The sequence below is a fragment of the Leptospira mayottensis 200901116 genome (assembly GCF_000306675.2).
GTDB lineage: Bacteria > Spirochaetota > Leptospiria > Leptospirales > Leptospiraceae > Leptospira > Leptospira mayottensis.
Genome location: NZ_CP024871.1, coordinates 1,554,000 through 1,573,326, shown reverse-complemented (window position 1 = coordinate 1,573,326; position 19,327 = coordinate 1,554,000). Strand labels below are relative to the sequence as shown.

Genomic DNA, 19,327 nt, shown 5'->3' with positions numbered 1-19,327 from the left:
TCTATTTAACACTCATTATCATGAAAGCTGAAGTATTGAAGAAATTGTTAAAAAGGAATCCCTATGGCGTAGATAATCTTTATTCAAATGACTTATATTAGTAGTTAAAATTAAATCCCTTTCTCTTTGAGAAAAGCTCTTCACCCAACCCAAGCGTTCGCCAATGGACAATTTTCCACCTGCAACGACTGAAAGACTATATGTAGGCACTTCTAATAGAGAGGATTCGAGCAATAACATCGAATCAATTCCTAAAACAAAAAAAGCAGATTGAACGACTTCGAACCTATCCATCTCTTTCGGAATCGTAGGGATCGGGAGAAAATTGTATTTATCTGCATCCTCTCTCGGATGCAACTTAATGAACAATTTAATCTTATTCTCTTCAAGCCAGTTCAGATTCGAAGCAATAAAATCAGAAAGAACTTTCTTTTCGTCTAACAACGAATCGCTATTTTCATCCTGAGAAATCGGCTCCGAAATGAAAACCGCAAACTTCCAGTCCGGAGGAATCTCTAATTTACTCAAGATTTTCTCTTTTACTGAATCAGAAGTCGGATTTGCATGCGCACCGATTTGGCCCAAACCAGGATGGCCGGAAGTTATTAATCGACTTGGATCAAATCCCAGATCCGTCATCTCATGTTTTGCTAAATCATCAGGAGTAAAAATTAAATCTGGCATCGAATCCAAAGTATTCTCTATTTCTTCATAGCGAATGCGATAATTACACCAATGATCTACAATTGAATAAGATCTAATTTTATTTTTTCGCGCTTCCTGAATGATCACTTTCTCAAGATTCCCAGATATACTCGTTCCAGCCAAAATAAATTTATATTGATTCCAATTAAGAATCTGCAGCTCTTCAGAATTTACGACCTCTGAAAATAGAAACTCCTTAGTTCGAGTTTGAAAGTCTTTTTCCAATTCTTTCAAATTACTCGTTATCACAAAGTCTAATTCTAGATCAGAATTTTCGCGTAACAGATACATTGCTACTGGAAGAACTACATTTTTACCTCCAGGATGATTGAATGTGATCAGAGCCTTCAAAAGAATTCTTTTTCTATTTTCTCAAACATAATTGGAAAACATTCCAATACAGAATCATTTAGATCATAGGAGCATATTTCGAAAGTAAGACATTCGTGTAGGTATAGTTTTTCTGCATTGATACAACTTCCCTTTTGATAATTGTTTTCATTCTTTTTAGACAATAACTCAAATGGAAAGTGATCCTTTCCGTAACATATTTTGTTTTGATACAAAGATTGCCAATACAATGGCTTATACGAATCAGTAATCGGAAGATTTTCTAAAGCTGTTACTTCTCTCAAAAGATTGAGATTTATTCCACTACCGGATAATTGAAATTGCATCGGATAATCATAGTATACGTGGGAACAATCTTTTTCCACAACTGGGGTTCTAATCCATTTAAATCGGGATAAAAGATTGCTTAATTTAGCTGCTTGTTTTTGTTTAATACCAATCAAAAAATCCATCTTTTTCGTTTGTTCGACAGCAATAGCCGCCTGAAGTTCCGTTAAACGAAAATTCCATCCAATAGTATGAGATAAGTCACCTGAGAAACCTTTCACCTCTCCGTGATTTCGAATCAAACAAAGTCTTTCTTTTAATTCTTCATAATTAGTAACCGCAATACCACCTTCACCACAGTTAATATGCTTATGAAAATTTAAGCTAAAAATACCGATATCTCCAAAAGTTCCTACATTCTTGCTATGATAGTAAGCAAGGGGAGCTTGAGAACAGTCTTCAATAATTTTTAAGTTATATTCATTAGCAATTGCTAAAATCTCTTCCATTTTAGCGGGATGCCCGTATAAATGAACGACTACAATTGCTTTTGTTTTTTCAGAAATCCTCTGGCGAACTGAATTCGGATCTAATCCATATGTTTCTTTCTCAACGTCTGCAAATACCGGAATTGCAGAATATGCAAGAGCACAGGCAGCCGAAGCTGACATAGTTTGTGCAGGTACAATAACCTCATCTCCTACATTCAATCTCAAAGCTCCAATTGCAGCAACCAAGCCAGAGGTGGCTGAGTTAAAAGAAATTCCATACTTAGTACCGATTTTCTTTGAGAAAATAGATTCGAACTCTTGAACTTTCTCACCGCCATAAAATCGATGGTCACCAGTTGCAACAAAGCCTGATAACTTACCGGACTCAAGCACAGCTATAGCGGCATCTTTCTCTTCTCTACCGATTGGATTATAATCGATAAGCTTTCCAGAAAACGCGGGTGATCCACCTCTATAAACTAGTTTTGACATGGAGTCCTCATAATATCGAATAAAATATTCATTGTAGATAATGTGGTCTTTAAATCCGATTTAAAATAAGATTCATCGCCAGTTCTAATTCCGAGAATCACATCATCGATGACGTTTTTCATACTTTGAAATTGCAAACACTCAATTTCTTCTGCTTTGGAACCAATATAATGATACCCTTCAATATTCGGATGTTCTATAATCGAAAAATATTTTATTTTTGAAGTTAACTCATCTATAACAAATTTACTCAGATCCGTATAAATAGAATATTCAAAAATACTAAATTTTTCTTCATCCAAAGCAAAAAAAGAAATTTCAAAGCTATCATATACCAAATCAAAATCAAAATTTAAGTAGCCCAATCCATCAATATGCTCTTTTCTTTTTATTATCTTATTCGGACTTCCAAACAAATATAAAGATAAATCCACTACATGAATCCCGTTATGTAGAAAGCCCTTAGCATAAAAAACTACTACTTTTTGAATTTTCTCATTTCTTAACTTTTCTTTAATCGCATAAATCCCTGGCTCCCAGCGAAGGATATGATTCACAATGATTTTAGAGTTCGATTTTTTAGAAAGTGCAGCAACTTCATCGAGTTCGTCTTCTTTATCGGTGATTGGCTTTTCACACAAAATATAAGGAATATTTCTCTCCATCGCTTTTTTCAGTATTTCAAAGTGCGAAGCGGTATTGGAACAAATGGATAGTAGATCTAGGTTTATTTCAGAGGCCCAAAACGAATCTAAATCAACAAAAGATATCGGCTCTAAGCCCCATTTTATTTTAAAATTTTGAATTTTTGATATATCTTGATCTGCAACTACCGAGATTTCCGCAAACTCATTTTTAAGAAACGCTTTTGTATGACTATTGATCTCAATACCGTCGATACCAGAATCATAATCGCTTGCTATTTTTCCAAGACCAATGAGACCAACACTTAACTTACGAATATCTTTCTTTTTTCTTTTGATCTCTGAATTGATTGCAGAAACCTCTTTGTGCTGATCTAAAAATTGAATTATATCTCTTAGATTAAAATCGCTTTTTTTCGTGTATAAAGAATCAACAATAGAACTCAATGTAGAGTAATCTTCTTTCGTATCTAAAGTCAGTTGAAGGTCCGGACGATCCTGTTCTTTATCTGCTCGGACATTCAGTAATTTATAACGAATCGGTCGTTCCACTATATAAGTAGTCACATGCTCTTTGTCCATCTCCGTAAGATCCTTTTCCAGATATGTTTCTTTTAACAAGGATAAGGAAAAAACAGCAACATCCATTCCAATCGGATAAGTCCGCACTAATTCGTTTGCGACGTAATCATAACCACCATCTAAATATTTACTCACGCATTCATCAATCAACTCAGGGTCCATCAAGGGACAATCTCCCGTCAATTGAACGATAATATCAGCTTTCCTAGAATCTGCTGCTCCTATCACACGACTCAAAACATCGTCTTCACTTCCACGAAAACAATAAATCCCGATCTCCTTAGTCAGACTTTCAATTGCATCATTTTCAATATTAGAAGAGGTCGCAATTATGATTTCATCTATAAACTTCGAACGTTTGAGTCTTTCGACCAAAAATTGAAGAACAGGTTTCCCACCTAAAGGTAATAAAACTTTTCCGGGTAATCTAGTGCTTGCTAGCCTGGCCTCTATTGTGGCGATAATCTTCTTGGTTACCATATTTACTCATATCGATATCAGTCTTTTTTACAATATAATCTTCCAATACTAACGCATCAATATTGGTTCCCAAAAAACAACGCACAGCATCTTCAGGATTACACACGATCGGCTCATCTTTGATATTGAACGATGTATTCATAATTACCGGAACATTAGTAATTCTATAAAACTCTTCAATAATATTATAATACCTTGGATTAATTTCCTTTTCTACCGTCTGCACCCTTCCCGTTCCGTCTTGATGGACAACTGCAGGAATTTTATCTTTAGCAAACGGCTTTGCTTTGTAAACAAGTAGCATATAAGGAGAAGTATAATCATTTTCAAAATAATCCTTGCAATGATCCGCTAAAATAGCCGGTGCAAATGGGCGGTAAGCTTCTCTAAACTTTACTTTTTCATTTACAATGTCCTTCATATCTTCAAATCGGGGATCTGCAATAATACTTCGATTTCCTAAAGCCCTAGGACCAAATTCCATTCGTCCTTGATACAACCCAATCACATTTTTATTTGTCAACATCGCCGCAGTTTCTTTAGCAACGGAATCTGATTTATAAACAGGTAAATTATATTTCTTTAAAGCACTGATAATATCTTGGTCTGGATACTTTGGACCCAAATAGGTATCTCTTTCCACAAACACTCTTTTTTGTTTCTTCAGAGTATTATATACGTAAAAAGCCGCACCGATAGGAAGGCCGTTATCTCCACTCGCAGGTTGAATAAAAATATCCTTAAACAAACCTTGTTCAACGATCCTCCCATTTGCAACGCTATTCAGAGCGACCCCACCAGCCAGACAGATCGCCTTCATTTTGGTTCTATTATACAACGATTCAGAAATATGCAATACCGTATCTTCCAAAACCTTTTGAGCTGCTGCTGCTACATTAATATAACGTGATGTCATTTCCTCATTTTTGGCACGCCGAGGGCCAAAAACTTTATAAAATTTATCGCTTACCCAGGTATCTCTTTTTTTATAATATTCAAAATAAGACAAATCTAATTGAAAGGTTCCATCTTTCTTTAGTTTAACGAGCTTCTTAAAATCATTATAGTATTCCGAAGCATCTCCATATGCCGCAAGCCCCATAACTTTCCCCTCGTCCAATTCCGCTGTATATCCAACAAAATGTGAGATACAAGCATACATTGATCCAAGTGAATTTGGAAAAAGAATATGATCCAATCTTTTGATCGACGTTCCTTTACCGACAGCTTGTACACTAGTCTCATATTCACCCAATCCATCTAATGTCAAGATAGCTGCCTCTTCAAACGGAGAAACAAGAAATGTACTTCCCATATGTGCATCGTGATGCTTCAATAATATAATTGGCTTATTCGTTTTTAATTCTTTCTGAATATTGGATTTCAAAAACATAAACTTTGAAATCATACGCTTCACATACTTAAGCTCTCCTAAAGCCTGAGGAAAAAAGCGCAATTGATGATACAAAAATCGATGAGTTAGCCAAAGATATGGCTGATACGCATAAGTAATATAGTCGACATCTTCAAATTTAATATTCGCTTCTTTTAAGCAATACTCTATCGATAGATGAGGGAAGGCGCGAGTACTTTTTTCTCGATTCAACCGTTCCTCTTCTACCGCCGCAATCAATTTCCCATCGATAACGAGAGCAGCTGACGTATCATGTCCAAATGCATTAATACCTAATATCTTCATTCTTAATTACCTTTAAACACCTTAATCATGGCAGAATCCACTTTATCCAAGACTTGATCTTGCATCTTTACTTGAATTGGGATGGCTACGCTTCTATCCAATAACTCTAAAGAGCGTGGAAAAGCTTCGAACAAATTAGGATATTGACGAACAAGTTCGGGAATATGATTCCAAGTTCCAGCAAAATGCCAAGAAATAGCTTCGGGGAGTATTTTAGTACCAAGACCTTCCTCAAGCATCGCTAACCGAAAAGCACGTGCCAATTTTGGAGTTTTTGTAAAAAAGACCAAAGCGTCAGCAGTTTCTTCACCGGACTCGGGAACATCTCTAAAACGAATGCCCTCATATTGAGATACAACTGATTTAATTTTCTCTAAATTAGCTCTTTGCAACTTCACGATTTCACCCAACTTTTTAAGTTGAGCAAGACCAACGGCTCCCTGCATTTCTGTCATTCGATAGTTAAAACCCGAACTACTTCTAGAGTCTTCCCAGCGAGGTAACCTTGGGTTATTTTCATGTCCATGATCATGATACGCTTTAGCTCTTTCCAATAAACTCTGATCCTTTGCTAGTATCATTCCACCTTCGCCAGTAGTTATGATCTTTGCAAAATCAAAACTAAAACTACCAATATCTCCTAAAGTTCCGAGATATGAGCCCTGGAATTTTCCGCCACATCCCCAAGCAGTATCTTCCATGACTAAAATATTATGCTTTCGGGCAATCGCGAGAATTTGATCCATCCTTGCGGGGACCCCTAACATATGCACCGGAATAATCATCTTAGTTTTTTGAGTGATCAATTTTTCAAGAGTAATCGGATCCATATTGAGAGATTCATCTATCTCACAAATGATTGGAGTAGCACCTGCCTCTACAATCGCTTCCACAGTTGCTAAGAATGTAAAAGACTGGGTGATTACTTCATCCCCAGGTTTAATATTAGCGGCTTTCATCGCTACTTTCAAAGCTGCGGTTCCGGAAGTAACCGCTAGGGCATCCTGAAACCCGAAATGTTTCGCAAAAGCAAGTTCAAATTCTCTTACCTTAAAAATCCCATTCCGAATCCCGTCAAATCCATGCCGAAAAAGTATTTTACTCCTTTGAAATAAATCTTCCAATTCTCCAAACTCTTCATTTCCTATTAGTTCAAATCCGGGCATATTTATTTTCCTATTTGCTCAATCGAGATTTTTGACCGCGACGAAATCAATTAGAATTGATCTTTAAAATTCCTTTTTAGAGATAATCCAATTTGGAAGAATGATCGCATCCAAACCACTTTTTAAAAAAACACGATAAGCATCTTTAGAACCATTTACAATTGGTTCTCCATGTAAATTAAAAGAGGTATTCAGCAATCCACCAACTCCGGTTATCTTCTTAAACTCATTAATTAAAATATAATATTCTCGATTTGATTTTTCAGTCACCGTATTCGGCCGCACCGTAGCATCTGAAGGATGAGTGGCAGCCCGCAAAGCTTCTTTTCCTTTAGCCGTGGTTCGAAAGCCTATCGACATAAAAGGAGAATCAATATTTTTCGGGTTTACAGTATATTCATTTAAGTCTTCACGTAAAACGGAAGGGGCAAATGGCATCCAAAAATCTCGATTCTTGATCTTCTCATTGATAACACCAATTGTATCAAAGTTTCTCGGATCAGCCAAAATTGCCCGATTTCCAAGCGATCTGGCACCAAATTCTCCCCGACCTACTGCCCTTCCAAAAGCAAAACCTTTTGACAACATTTGAGCAGCGAGAGTTGGATTATATTCTTTGACAAAAAATTGTTTCCTCGCCTCCGAAACAACCGTTGCTTCTTCTTTAAGATCCATATCAGGACCAAGATATAAATTCGCAAGTGGAGTAAGTTCTCGACTTCCAATTTCTTGATCCATATACGCATAGCAAGCACCGATAGCCAGAGACTCATCCCCTCCTGATCCGGGGACATAAAGCTCTTTTAACACACTCTCTTCATGAAGTAGCATGTTGGTTTTAATATTCATGGAAACACCGCCAGAATACGCGAGTTTTGTTTTTTTCTTGGATTTTAGAGCATTTGAGATGTACTTTAATACGATTTCTTCAGTGTATTTTTGTAGTCCGCCAGCAATTCCATCAAAACGACTCCCATTCAATCGTTCCCTAAACCAATAATAGTAATCTTTTGGTTTATTTTTGTAAACCATTGATAAACCATTTACTTGCATTGTAGATGAAAAAATTTCATAAGGTTTTTTTAATATTTCTTCTTTAGCATACGGCGCTAACCCCATTACTTTATATTCGTGCTCATTAGGTTTCATACCTAAAATTAGAGTTACATATCGATAAAGACGGGCCAAGGTAAATTCATTAGAACCAAGTTCATGAACTCTTTTCAATCCACCATCTTTTTTAATGACAGAAATTGTAGAAGAAAGCCCGTCCCCATATGCATCTGCGGTTAACGTGAGTACATCCTCCCCTCTACAAATTGATCCCCAATACGCATACGCAGCATGACATGTATGATGATCTAGGTGAACAATTGGAATGTCCGTTCTACCGAGGATAGAATAAAAATAATCGTGCAAGAAAACCTTATAGTGAGGCCAATCTTTACTTGAATAATACCCCTTTATATTCTTTAAAAGTTTTTTCCATTTTTCCGGCCCAGGTGTTTGATTTAAGTCAATTTTATCTTTAAATACTTTGTAAAAATCTACGTCCTTCTTTTTGTATAATTTAGGATACCAATAATCGTCCATTGAACGGATATAATCTGAAATTTTCCAAGAGCTATAAGTTCTCATAATATGAGTCGAAACATTCAACTCGGTTCCAGCAATCACAACACGATCTAAATCGGACGCTGCAATTCCACCTGTCTCTAAAACATAACGAATTGATTTTTCAGGTAATACTTCGTCATTTTTTTTTCGTGTAAACCTTTCCTCGCTGACACAGGCGACGATATGACCGTCAATCATCAATGCAGCTGTACTCAACTCACCTAAAGATAACCCTAAAATTTTCATTTAAAAACGTCCAATCAATCTATTTTAAATATGCAGCTAGTTTCTATATTCTCAGAACCAGGATATCTGGTCTCAGAAAAAGAAATCAGTTCAAATGGGCACAATTTGATAAATCCTGCCAAATTAGTAAAAAAATCTGTACCATATTTTTGACCTTTTTCGTAAAATTGCAGGTTATGAATAAAATAACCACCTTTAAAATGTTTAGCAATATTCTCAAAAGCATAAAGTAATTTATTATCTTCTAATATATACCAAGTTAACTCTGAAAACATAATATTCTTATACTCTGAATATTTTCCAAGACGCTCAATATCATCACAAAAAAAATCCATATTAAGAAAATATTTTTTCGCTTTTCGTATGGCAGTTTCAGAAATATCAACTCCGGCCACCTTTGCTCCAGTAAAATCTCGAAGAAAAGAAGTATAAAAACCAAGTCCACAACCAAATTCGATGATTTCTTTAATACCGAATTTCAATATATAAGAGGCAGAAACTAATTTAGAAGTACAGCCAAGAACATTTTCATCTTTTGTTTGATACCACGGGTCGTCACATGAAGAATACATTTCTTCAAACTTTCCGACGAACTCCCCATCTTTTATTACATAATCATGGTAATCCATTTTCCAAGACTCCTTCAAGTATTGTCATATCACAATTTTGAAATTAATTCTTCAACTTCATAGTCTTCAGGAAATCCTGAGTAATCCTCAAGATGCATCCGAAACAGTTCATAATCTTCTTTCGTATCAACATCTAATGAAAGTTCCGGAAAACGAAATTTTTCATCGGCAATCGGAGAATAAATCCGATAACGATCCCAGTGATTCCAGATAAAACGGGTCACGTGTTCTCTTTCTTCTGGCAATTTTGCAAGTTCATCGATCTCTTCTAACAATCTTTTTCTTAAAATCTCTACACCGACCCCATCAATAAAAGAATTTTCACCCCAAGGAATATGATTAAAACCGTAATCGTAGTCTTCGTTAGTAAATCCCTCAATTAAGTTGTCGATAACTTTGAAATCCAAAAACGGATTATCTGCGCAAACTCTCACGATATTTTTTGAGATCGACTTTTTACCAGCCAATACAAATCGACCCAACACGTCTGTTTCAGATCCACGAAAGACTGTTACACCAAGACTTTTGGCGGCAACTTCCAGAGAATCATCAATCGATAGATTACTTGTCGCTAATATGATTTCAGTTAATTGTTTTGATTTCTTGAGACGCCGAAGGACCCATTCTAAAATAGTGAATTTTCCAAGTTTTAATAACATTTTCCCCGGAAGTCTTGTAGAACCCATCCTTGCTTGAACTATGGCAAGTGTTGACGAACCCATTTTCCTAAAGTTGAACCAAATCTTCCCAATTTAAGATATGGTCTTCTAAAAGATCTTTATTGACCACTCTTCCAATTACATCATCCCAAAAAATAGGGCTAATCCCATGTGCAGGCCTTTTAAAAGTTATATCTTGTTCTTTGATTTTACTACCTTTCGAAAGATTTTTAGAAAGGACAATAGATCTTCTTGCGTTTTTCCGGCTCAGCTCTTCAGATTGAAGCGGTGCTTTTTTGCTACTACCGATTAAAGATTCAAATTCCTTAAGTTTTCTTTTGAATCTTTTAAGATCTTCCTTATCCATCGCATGATAATGATCATTTCCAGGGAGAGTTTTGTCATGAGTAAAATGTTTTTCTAAAACGACGGAACCAAACAAGGTCGCGGTTATCAAAGATTTCATCTCAAGATCTGGAGGAGTGTGATCTGAATATCCAATCCAATGATGCGGAAATATTCTTTGTAAGTCCTGGATCATACCCAAATTTGCATTTTCAGGTTTAGTAGGATAATTTAATATACAATGCAAAAGAATAATCTCGTTTGCTCCATTTATATGCAACTCTCTCATTGCAAAATCAATCTCTGGAATAGTCGAACTACCAGTTGATAAAATTACTGGTTTAGAATATTTAGCAACGCTTCTTAATAAAGGAACAGAAGTTATATCCGCCGAAGCGACTTTCATAAAAGGCATTTGAGGAGCCAAATGTTCCACCGCCTCCAGATCGAAAGGGGTAGAAAGAAAATCAATCCCGACCGATTGGCAATGTTTGGCGAGAATTTCATACTCTTTCCAACCGAAAGAATCATATTTTTTAAATAATTCAAATTGACTAGCGGTGGACTCTTGAGTTCTATCCCAATAGGATGGTGAATTCTTAGATGCTAACGTCTCCGCTTTATAAGTTTGAAATTTTGCTCCGTCCGCACCACCTTCCTTGGCTTCGTCAATCAATCGTTTCGCTATATCGATCGATCCTTCATGATTGACCCCTATCTCAGCGATCACATAAGGATCGAAAAAACCAGTAATAATTTTATTTCCTAATTGAATCGGTTGTGGCATACAATGCACCCAAAGATCAAGGCTGATCTTTATGTTTTTCCCTTAAACTTTTCATTCGCTCGTCCATCAATTCAAAGTCATTCGTCATATTTGAATCATGTCTTCTATACCGATAAAGAGGGAGCTCAACTCTGTGTATTGAATATTTCTTTTCAAAACGAATTCTCAAGTCTTTATCTTCATGAGAAAGAAATCCGTCGTCATACAATCCAATATCAATCAGCTGTTCAATTCGAAACATAATTCCACAGCCAATTGGATCCATCATACAATTTTTTCGGGACAAAAAATCTTCATGATCGTCAACCAAATAATAATCACAAGCAACCGCGTCGAAATTTGGATTATAAGATAGAAATTTATGAAGAATACTAACATAATCTGAATTCACATAATCATCGGCATCGACCCTAACGATAAACTGTCCTAACGCAGATCTGATTCCAAGATTTAAAGATGCTGGCAAACCCTTATTACTCTCGTTTTCAATTACTTTTATTTCTTTGCCAAAAATTTCAAGGGCATATTTCGTCTTATCCGTACTTCCATCATTGATTATAATAATTTCATAATCTTCTTTTGGAAAATTTTGATTCAATAGAGAGCGAATACATCTTCCAATATACTTCTCTTGATTAAATGCAGCGACGATAACGGAAACGGTTGGTGCTTTTTTCATCATTTCAAAACGAGGAAAAGATCGATCTAGTTTTTTCTTGATTGAGAATGCTTTTAAAATCACTTCCCAACGCATTTGTTAATGGTTTTTCATGAATTACAGTAGACAAATGCAACCTTTCAATCTGAGAGTCATCTAATGAAGAACAAATTCCTTTCGGAAGGTTGATTTTTTGCTTATCCATCATAAAGTGAAATTCATCCGTTTCTTTTGGATAAAACTCACTCATTTGATTCATAACTATACAATTGGAAATACAATGATGAGTTCCTAATACTACACTTAGCCCGGCTGAGAAAGGATGAACCACCCCAACGTAGCTGTTCGCAATCGCGCAACCACCTAAATAAGAAGCGACCATAAGTTTTTTTCTATTTTCGCCCGACATCATATCATCGGAGAGAAAAACCTCTCTACAGAGCTCCAACGCTTCTCGAGAAAATGCATCTCCGACAGGATGACGATAGCTTCCATTTAAAGACTCTATACAATGAATATAAGTATCCATCCCTGTATAAAAATACTGGTCTCTTGGAACAGTAGCAGTTAACTCAGGATCCAAAATGAGCTGATCATAAATAGTAAATTCGCTATTCATCCCAAGTTTAAGATTTTTTTTCAAATTCATGAGGACACAAGTCCGAGAAGCTTCCGCTCCCGTACCAGATAAAGTAGGAATTCCAACTTTAAAAATCCCTGGTTTTTTTAATAAATCCCAACCTTGATAATCTTCTGATCTGCCCCCATTTGGAATGAGATTCGATACCGCCTTAGCAACATCTAATGTGCATCCGCCACCTAAACCAATAATAGCACAAGGTTCTACAATAGAAGATAAAATCTGATCTCTCAATTCATCAATGTAATCCGTCTTCGGCTCATGAGCAGAATCATAATAAAAAACTAAATCTTCTTTCTCTAATGGCAGCGAAGAAACTATATTTTTATTTTTAAAATAGATATCGATAAAGAAAACTGCATTTGTATTTTTCTCTCTTCTTGGTTTTAAAATTTTATTTAGGGATTTCAAAGCGCCATCCCCGAAAACATATCGTAGGACATTTTTTGAGTTAGGAAGATCTATTGACATATTCTAAAAACTAAGCCTCTTTTAAAAATTAAATAAAATCAAACGATACGGTAAAATCTATTTTAGAGCATTTATTTTCCACAAAATCCTCAAACGCTAACCGAATCCCCTCTTTTAACTCCACTTGATGTTTCCAACCCATCTTATGAAGTTTCGAAACGTCTAAAAGTTTACGAGGAGTTCCATCCGGTTTCGTAAGATCGAAAGTCAGAAGTCCTTGATAACCCACTACTTCTTTCACCGTTTCAGCCAATTCTCGAATGCTTACCTCAATGCCACTGCCTACATTCACATGTTCCCCGCCCTTCGCATCTCCGGTAACGTCATAATTCTCCATTAAAAAAACACAAGCTCGAGCCATATCATCCGAATATAAGAATTCCCTTAAGGGTTTTCCCGTTCCCCATACGACCACTTCAGGAAGATCCTTAATTTTAGCTTCGTAGAATCTACGAATCAAAGCTGGGAGAACGTGAGAATTCTCGGGATGATAATTGTCGCCTGGACCGTACAGATTGGTCGGCATAACGGAAATAAAATTCGTGCCGTATTGACGATTGTAACTCTGGCACATTACGATTCCTGCAATCTTTGCGATCGCATAGGGTTCGTTAGTCGGTTCCAGTTTACCGTCCAGCAATTGACCTTCATCCATCGGCTGTTTAGAGAACTTCGGATAAATACAGGAAGAACCCAAGAAAACGAGCTTCTTAACCTTAAATCGATAACAAGCGTCTATGATATTATTCTGAATTTGAAGATTAGAAAAAATGAATTCCGCCGGGTAAGTATTGTTCGCGTGAATTCCACCTACTTTTGCGGCGGCAAGGAAAACATATTCAGGTTTCTGGGTTTCAAAGAATTCATTCACTTTCGGTTGCTCGGTAAGCTCCAATTCCGCGTGAGATTTCCCAATAATATTCCCGTAACCTTCTTTTCTCAAAACTCGCTCGATAGCAGAACCAACAAGCCCCTTATGACCAGCAATGTAAATTCTTGCATCTTTTTCCATCGCCTTATTCTTCCCCGACTTCCTTCTTTAACTCCTCGATTTCTTTTTGGATTTGTTCGTATTCCTGTATTTTCATCTTCAGATAACGAACCGTAATACGGGCTTTCTCTTCGATTCCCATCGGGGTTAAAAAATACGCATAAGCAAATTTGTTATTACTGTTTTTAAAGTTTTTTGCCTTGATCCAACCCTTGTCCATCAAAGCCTTCAGACAATAGTTTACCTTACCTAAACTGATTCCTAAAATCTCGGAAATTTCTCTTTGATTGACTTCGGGATTTTCTTCCAGGATTCTCAGAAGTTTGTGTCTCAGTGCATCATCCATAGGGAACCCCAAAAAGAAGGAGATTCGGAAAAAGGAACTCTAACGGAAGCTCCGAGTATAGCTTCGCCGGGTCAGTCCCAGAATTGGAAAATCCTGATTCATAAAAAAACGCAAAGGAATCCTGTCAAGAAATTTTGTTCAACTGTTGAACAGACCTCAAGTTTGCATCTTTCCGATTTCCAGACAAACCTCAATCGAATCACTCTTAAAAAGAACAACTTCCCTTCTCAATTTACAAACGGAGGCCAATGCCATGAAATGAGAAAGCGGTAGGAAAAGCACCAAAAGTAAACGATAGAACTGCTGGGATGTCTCATTGAAAGGTGATTTGTTTTTAAGAAACGCCAAATAACGTTAATGTGAATTCGATATAAAAAAGTTTGGGCGAATCGCTCGTAATTTTCATAACTACAATGGCTCGCGAGCTGAAACTAAAGTGCTGTTCTCTGCGGATCACAGAATAATAATCGCTTTCGCATTTGTTAACTCACGTTAATAGATTCCCCATATAGGGGAAAACATCCTATGCCCTGAAAAATTTCAGTCTCAAAAAGTCTCGAAGGTTTTCGTCGAAAATAACCTTTGGAAATTGAGAAAAGTATCATGAATCGCATTTGTATTTTCCTTTTTATACTCCTTCAAGCCTGTACTCCGGCTAAGATAATAGGCGTGGCAGCTCCAGAAGCAAACGACTCGTGGATTCAATTTTTAGTTCGAGGAATCGTAAGAATTGAAACGGAAGCAACCGATAACGTTTTTTCCGAATCCGAACTCGAAGATTCCAAAACATTTGAATTAGAACGTACACTCTCAATCGGAGCGCCTAACTCGACAACTTACAGTAGAAGCCTAATCGTAGACGAAAAAGGTTTTATCTATATCACGGGAGATACGGACCAAGGTGTTTACAATGCGGCGGCCACTGGAATCCGGGATATTATTCTTGGAAAGTATGATTCTCAAATGAATCCGATCTGGACGAAACAAATTGGAAACGCAAACACAACTTTGGATGTGAGCGATATTGCAGTCGATATGAACGATAACGTGTATATAACCGGCAATACAAACAGGAATTATCCGGGAGCACTTACGGGTAAAAAAGACATGTTTCTAATCAAATTCGATTCCAACGGAGACCAAATCTGGTCTAGACAAAAGGGGATTGCAAATTATGAAGTTATGCCTCAAAAAATGACGTTAGATTCGGTTGGAAACACTTATATAACTGGAAAATCGACCGGACCTTTTGGAGGTCCTCTGACAGGATCAAACGGATTTATCATTAAGTTTAAAAACAACGGAGACGAGGATTGGGTCCAACAAATCGCAATCCCTAATGCAAGGAGTTTTCCGGAAGGGTTGGCAATTAACAAAACCACAAGTGACATTTATATCACCGGTTCTGGGAACGCAGATTATGAAAAAAATACCGCATCGGGAATCGGAATTGATGACCTTTTTATCCTTAAATATGACAATAACGGTAATCGTCAATTTTTCGCTCAATTAGGTTTCTTTGAAAAATCCTTTCATGGTAAATCCATAACTGTGGATTTATCCGGAAATATTTTTGTAGGTGGAACGAGTAACGGTCGTTTTAAAGATAAATCAACCGGAACGAGTTGGCTTGGAACCATAGCAAAATATAATTCATTCGGCGCCTTACAATGGGTTCAACAATTCGGTCCCGATAGCGCTCCTCCAAAACAAGCGGTGATCCATTCTATCATAACCGATATATATGGAAATATTTTTACTACGGGTTATACAAATGGAAATATCTTAAATGGAAGAGATAATTCTTCAGGAATTCAAGACGCATTTATTACAAAACACAATTCATCCGGACGAATTCAATGGATGGAACGGATTGGCGTCCCCGATGCAACCATTTCCGGAAATGGGCTCGGACTTGATTCAAAAAGGAATCTCTACGTTATTGGAAATACAAACCGAGGAATCAACGGGGCTCCTATATATGGAAATACCGATGCGTTTATCGTAAAATATAAATGATCATTTTTTCTTCTTAGTTACCACCAAACGGAGTCCTCTGAAAAATCAGTTTCCTCTGGCAAAAATTTCTCCAAAAAGGCGATTCGTTTCTTAAGAAACACCAAACAGATTCTACCCATATAGGGGAAAACATCCTATGCCCTGAAAAATTTCTATCTCAAAAAACCTCGAAGGTTTTAACCGAAAATAACGTTTGGGAATTGGGGGAATATCATGAATCGCATTTGTATTTTTCTTTTTATACTCCTTCAAGCCTGCACTCCGGCTAAGATAATAGGCGTGGCAGCTCCAGAAGCAAACGACTCGTGGATTCAATTTTTAGTTCGAGGAATCGTAAGAATTGAAACGGAAGCAACCGATAACGTTTTTTCCGAATCCGAACTCGAAGATTCCAAAACATTTGAATTAGAACGTACACTCTCAATCGGAGCGCCTAACTCGACAACTTACGGTAGAAGCCTAACCGTGGACGAAAAAGGTTTTATCTATATCACGGGAGATACGGACCAAGGTGTTTATAATGCGGCGGCCACTGGAATCCAGGATATTATCCTTGGAAAGTATGATTCTCAAATGAATCCAATCTGGACAAAACAAATTGGAAACGCAAACACAACTTTGGAGGTGAACGATATTGCAGTCGATATGAACGATAACGTGTATATAATCGGCAATACAAACGGGAATTATCCGGGAGCACTTACGGGAATAGAAGATATGTTTCTAATCAAATTCGATTCCAACGGAAATCAAATCTGGTCTAGACAAAAGGGGATTGCAAATCATGAAGTTATGCCTCAAAAAATGACGTTAGATTCGGTTGGAAACACTTATATAACTGGAAGATCGACCGGACCTTTTGGAGGTCCTCTGACAGGATCAAACGGATTTATCATTAAGTTTAAAAACAATGGAGACGAGGATTGGGTCCAACAAATTGGAGTCGATAGAGCGCAAAGTTTTCCGAAAGGAATTGCCTTCGATCAAACTACAGGCGATATTTATATAACCGGTATCGGAGATGCAAACTATGAGACAAATACACTCCCCAGTATCGGAGACGAGGACATTTTTATTTTAAAATACAATAGCAATGGCAACGATCAATTTTTCGCTCAACTCGGTTCTGCCGGCAAGTTCTTTAATTATGCTTCCATAACCACAGATCCATTTGGAAATATATTGATAGGCGGATCAAGCAATGGTCGATTCGAAACAACATTAGGCGGAAGAAATGAACTCGGAACCATAGCCAAATACGATTCGCGCGGTACATTACAATGGATCCGCCAATTCGGCCCAACCAGTAGTTTAGCAAAACATACCAGAATCAATTCGATCATTACAGACAAAAACGGAAACATTTTTACAATTGGTGTCACCAATGGAAATATCTTAGACGGAGGGGATAATTCTTTAGGAACTATCGATGCCTTTCTTACAAAGCACAATTCATCCGGACAAAGCAAATGGATAGAGCGAATTGGCGTCCCCGGTGCAATCATTTCCGGAAATGAGCTCGGACTTGATTCAAAAAGGAATCTCTACATTATTGGAAATACAAACCGAGGAATCAACGGGGCTCCTATATATGGAAATACCGATGCGTTTATCGTAAAATATAAATGATCATTTTTTCTTCTTAGAAAGCTACCGCCCCTCTGAAATCAATCTCCTCTGCCAAGAGTCGCTCTAAAAACCTTAAGAAAACCAGTTTTACCTACACACTTAAATTGGATAAAAAATAATCTCTGAATGAATAAAAACAAAAACAGCGGTAAATTACCGCACAGCTTAGCGGTTAGAACTTTACCCACTACAAGAATAAGGAAATTCCTACAAACTCGCCTTCCTACTTTTTTACGGAAGAATTCAGACAATTCCATTTCAGATCACATCCAATCGGGACATCGGCTTTTAAATCCACGGACTTTGACTTTTTATACAAAAAATCACCGGATTTCATAGTTTCATTCTCTTTTCTTCACCCTGGCACTTGATAAAAAAGATTGCTAATTTTTTAAAAAAATACTGGAACTTTTTTAACATTTTAGCACTCTAAGTTTTAGATTGCCAAAAGAGGTATCAAACACCATGAATGAATTTAGAATCTTTGAAGATCTCCATAAACTACAGAATCAGTTTTCCGGCCTTTGGGACCCGTTTTTACTCCACGGCGGAAGTGCCTATCCAGCTTTGAATATCCACAAAGGAGTCGATGCAGTGACGGTTACCGCACTCATACCAGGAATCGAACCGGAGAATTTGGAGATTACCATAAGTGGAAATCAGCTGCATTTCAATGGGGAAAGCGCGCCAAAATCCACCCAAGGGGTAAATCGTGCAGAAAGATTCCATGGAAAATTCCATAGAACACTGGAACTTCCTACGGAAGTCGATTCGGAAAAAGCAAATGCAGAATTTAAAAACGGAGTGTTAGTTCTCACACTTCCCATTCGGGAAAGCGTGAAACCTCGCAAAATCCAAATTCAAACTAAGTAATTTTTTAGGAGAACCACACTATGACAAACGCAGTTCTGAATCAAGAAAACCGTACCGCTCCCGAGGATCACTCTTCTCAGGAAGTCAAAAAAGAAAGGGTAAGAATCCTCACTCCGAGAGTGGACGTCTACTCCGACGAAGAAAATATCTATCTGCTCGCGGATCTTCCGGGCGTGGAAGAAAAAGACGTTCAAGTGCAGTTGGAAAAGGACCAACTGACCATTTCCGGAAAAACTTCCAGGAAAAATATTTCCGGAGAACTCAAATATTCGGAATTTCGCACGGGAGAATACAAAAGGACCTTCACTCTCGCCGAATCCATAGAGGAAGACCAGATTTCGGCGATTTATAAAAATGGGGTCTTAAACCTGACTCTCCCTAAAAGAAAACCACTCACGAAAAAGATAGAGGTACGTTCCGAGTAATCGTCGGTGCCGGTTTTTTTTGTAAGTTCACCGGCGGAATCTTACTTTTTCGAATTTTATAAAGAAATACAAACTACTTAGAATTCCTTCTTTTGTCGTAACAAGTTACACTACC

At 37.2% G+C, this 19,327-nt stretch carries 17 protein-coding genes; 4 read left to right on the top strand and 13 right to left on the bottom strand.

Going from position 1 to position 19,327, the window contains the following annotated elements:
• Positions 1 to 18 precede the first annotated feature (18 nt).
• The 13 genes from LEP1GSC190_RS06995 to LEP1GSC190_RS06935 form a co-directional block, all read right to left on the bottom strand.
• Positions 19 to 1,056, bottom strand: coding sequence for a hypothetical protein (locus LEP1GSC190_RS06995; RefSeq protein WP_004280062.1), 1,038 nt, complete (start codon positions 1,054 to 1,056; stop codon positions 19 to 21).
• Positions 1,053 to 2,306 (bottom strand): DegT/DnrJ/EryC1/StrS family aminotransferase, encoded by a 1,254-nt coding sequence (locus tag LEP1GSC190_RS06990; RefSeq protein WP_004280727.1) that lies wholly within the window; start codon positions 2,304 to 2,306, stop codon positions 1,053 to 1,055. Before LEP1GSC190_RS06990 ends, LEP1GSC190_RS06995 begins: the two co-directional genes overlap by 4 nt.
• Positions 2,294 to 4,012 carry a cytidylyltransferase domain-containing protein gene (locus LEP1GSC190_RS06985; RefSeq protein ID WP_004280553.1) on the bottom strand — a complete coding sequence of 573 codons (1,719 nt, stop codon included), beginning with the start codon at positions 4,010 to 4,012 and terminating at the stop codon, positions 2,294 to 2,296. Before LEP1GSC190_RS06985 ends, LEP1GSC190_RS06990 begins: the two co-directional genes overlap by 13 nt.
• A complete protein-coding gene (locus LEP1GSC190_RS06980) occupies positions 3,960 to 5,711 on the bottom strand; it encodes a carbamoyltransferase family protein (RefSeq protein WP_004280066.1) in 1,752 nt (583 codons plus the stop codon). The genes LEP1GSC190_RS06985 and LEP1GSC190_RS06980 overlap by 53 nt, the downstream gene beginning before the upstream one ends.
• 2 nt (positions 5,712 to 5,713) lie before the next feature.
• The gene (locus LEP1GSC190_RS06975) at positions 5,714 to 6,877 is read right to left on the bottom strand and encodes a DegT/DnrJ/EryC1/StrS family aminotransferase (RefSeq protein WP_004280004.1); all 1,164 of its coding nucleotides are present in this window, start codon (positions 6,875 to 6,877) and stop codon (positions 5,714 to 5,716) included.
• A 63-nt stretch (positions 6,878 to 6,940) separates the two neighbouring features.
• Entirely contained in the window at positions 6,941 to 8,740 is a 1,800-nt protein-coding gene (locus tag LEP1GSC190_RS06970; protein ID WP_004280359.1) for a carbamoyltransferase C-terminal domain-containing protein, read from the bottom strand.
• A gap of 14 nt (positions 8,741 to 8,754) precedes the next feature.
• Positions 8,755 to 9,369, bottom strand: coding sequence for a class I SAM-dependent methyltransferase (locus LEP1GSC190_RS06965; RefSeq protein ID WP_004280091.1), 615 nt, complete (start codon positions 9,367 to 9,369; stop codon positions 8,755 to 8,757).
• Positions 9,370 to 9,398: 29 nt separating this feature from the next.
• Positions 9,399 to 10,091 (bottom strand): cytidylyltransferase domain-containing protein, encoded by a 693-nt coding sequence (locus LEP1GSC190_RS06960; protein WP_004280623.1) that lies wholly within the window; start codon positions 10,089 to 10,091, stop codon positions 9,399 to 9,401.
• Positions 10,092 to 10,095: 4 nt separating this feature from the next.
• Complete coding sequence (locus tag LEP1GSC190_RS06955) at positions 10,096 to 11,160, bottom strand: N-acetylneuraminate synthase family protein (RefSeq protein WP_004280570.1); 1,065 nt, start codon at positions 11,158 to 11,160, stop codon at positions 10,096 to 10,098.
• 16 nt (positions 11,161 to 11,176) lie between these two features.
• Positions 11,177 to 11,839, bottom strand: coding sequence for a glycosyltransferase family 2 protein (locus tag LEP1GSC190_RS06950; protein WP_004280807.1), 663 nt, complete (start codon positions 11,837 to 11,839; stop codon positions 11,177 to 11,179).
• Between the two features lie 4 nt (positions 11,840 to 11,843).
• Positions 11,844 to 12,929 (bottom strand): iron-containing alcohol dehydrogenase family protein, encoded by a 1,086-nt coding sequence (locus LEP1GSC190_RS06945; protein WP_004280069.1) that lies wholly within the window; start codon positions 12,927 to 12,929, stop codon positions 11,844 to 11,846.
• Between the two features lie 28 nt (positions 12,930 to 12,957).
• Positions 12,958 to 13,941 carry a GDP-L-fucose synthase family protein gene (locus tag LEP1GSC190_RS06940; protein ID WP_004279997.1) on the bottom strand — a complete coding sequence of 328 codons (984 nt, stop codon included), beginning with the start codon at positions 13,939 to 13,941 and terminating at the stop codon, positions 12,958 to 12,960.
• A gap of 4 nt (positions 13,942 to 13,945) precedes the next feature.
• Entirely contained in the window at positions 13,946 to 14,266 is a 321-nt protein-coding gene (locus LEP1GSC190_RS06935; RefSeq protein WP_002764162.1) for a MarR family EPS-associated transcriptional regulator, read from the bottom strand.
• A gap of 603 nt (positions 14,267 to 14,869) precedes the next feature.
• Here LEP1GSC190_RS06935 and LEP1GSC190_RS06930 point away from each other — a divergent pair.
• From LEP1GSC190_RS06930 to LEP1GSC190_RS06910, 4 genes are all read left to right on the top strand, one after another.
• Entirely contained in the window at positions 14,870 to 16,285 is a 1,416-nt protein-coding gene (locus LEP1GSC190_RS06930) for an SBBP repeat beta-propeller lipoprotein, LipL53 family (RefSeq protein ID WP_117344671.1), read from the top strand.
• Between the two features lie 213 nt (positions 16,286 to 16,498).
• The gene (locus LEP1GSC190_RS06920) at positions 16,499 to 17,914 is read left to right on the top strand and encodes an SBBP repeat beta-propeller lipoprotein, LipL53 family (protein WP_117344672.1); all 1,416 of its coding nucleotides are present in this window, start codon (positions 16,499 to 16,501) and stop codon (positions 17,912 to 17,914) included.
• A 465-nt stretch (positions 17,915 to 18,379) separates the two neighbouring features.
• Entirely contained in the window at positions 18,380 to 18,787 is a 408-nt protein-coding gene (locus LEP1GSC190_RS06915) for an Hsp20/alpha crystallin family protein (RefSeq protein WP_002762227.1), read from the top strand.
• Positions 18,788 to 18,807: 20 nt separating this feature from the next.
• On the top strand, positions 18,808 to 19,212 hold the full coding sequence (locus LEP1GSC190_RS06910) for an Hsp20/alpha crystallin family protein (protein ID WP_002762168.1): 405 nt from the start codon (positions 18,808 to 18,810) through the stop codon (positions 19,210 to 19,212).
• The last annotated feature ends 115 nt before the right edge of the window (positions 19,213 to 19,327 follow it).

Bases quoted from the DNA above. Each gene is read 5' to 3' on its own strand.
- LEP1GSC190_RS06990 (WP_004280727.1), bottom strand. From the start codon at position 2,306: ATGTCAAAACTAGTTTATAGAGGTGGATCACCCGCGTTTTCTGGAAAG.
- LEP1GSC190_RS06985 (WP_004280553.1), bottom strand. From the start codon at position 4,012: ATGGTAACCAAGAAGATTATCGCCACAATAGAGGCCAGGCTAGCAAGC.
- LEP1GSC190_RS06980 (WP_004280066.1), bottom strand. From the start codon at position 5,711: ATGAAGATATTAGGTATTAATGCATTTGGACATGATACGTCAGCTGCT.
- LEP1GSC190_RS06975 (WP_004280004.1), bottom strand. From the start codon at position 6,877: ATGCCCGGATTTGAACTAATAGGAAATGAAGAGTTTGGAGAATTGGAA.
- LEP1GSC190_RS06970 (WP_004280359.1), bottom strand. From the start codon at position 8,740: ATGAAAATTTTAGGGTTATCTTTAGGTGAGTTGAGTACAGCTGCATTG.
- LEP1GSC190_RS06965 (WP_004280091.1), bottom strand. From the start codon at position 9,369: ATGGATTACCATGATTATGTAATAAAAGATGGGGAGTTCGTCGGAAAG.
- LEP1GSC190_RS06960 (WP_004280623.1), bottom strand. From the start codon at position 10,091: ATGGGTTCGTCAACACTTGCCATAGTTCAAGCAAGGATGGGTTCTACA.
- LEP1GSC190_RS06955 (WP_004280570.1), bottom strand. From the start codon at position 11,160: ATGCCACAACCGATTCAATTAGGAAATAAAATTATTACTGGTTTTTTC.
- LEP1GSC190_RS06950 (WP_004280807.1), bottom strand. From the start codon at position 11,839: ATGAAAAAAGCACCAACCGTTTCCGTTATCGTCGCTGCATTTAATCAA.
- LEP1GSC190_RS06945 (WP_004280069.1), bottom strand. From the start codon at position 12,929: ATGTCAATAGATCTTCCTAACTCAAAAAATGTCCTACGATATGTTTTC.
- LEP1GSC190_RS06940 (WP_004279997.1), bottom strand. From the start codon at position 13,941: ATGGAAAAAGATGCAAGAATTTACATTGCTGGTCATAAGGGGCTTGTT.
- LEP1GSC190_RS06935 (WP_002764162.1), bottom strand. From the start codon at position 14,266: ATGGATGATGCACTGAGACACAAACTTCTGAGAATCCTGGAAGAAAAT.
- LEP1GSC190_RS06930 (WP_117344671.1), top strand. From the start codon at position 14,870: ATGAATCGCATTTGTATTTTCCTTTTTATACTCCTTCAAGCCTGTACT.
- LEP1GSC190_RS06920 (WP_117344672.1), top strand. From the start codon at position 16,499: ATGAATCGCATTTGTATTTTTCTTTTTATACTCCTTCAAGCCTGCACT.
- LEP1GSC190_RS06915 (WP_002762227.1), top strand. From the start codon at position 18,380: ATGAATGAATTTAGAATCTTTGAAGATCTCCATAAACTACAGAATCAG.
- LEP1GSC190_RS06910 (WP_002762168.1), top strand. From the start codon at position 18,808: ATGACAAACGCAGTTCTGAATCAAGAAAACCGTACCGCTCCCGAGGAT.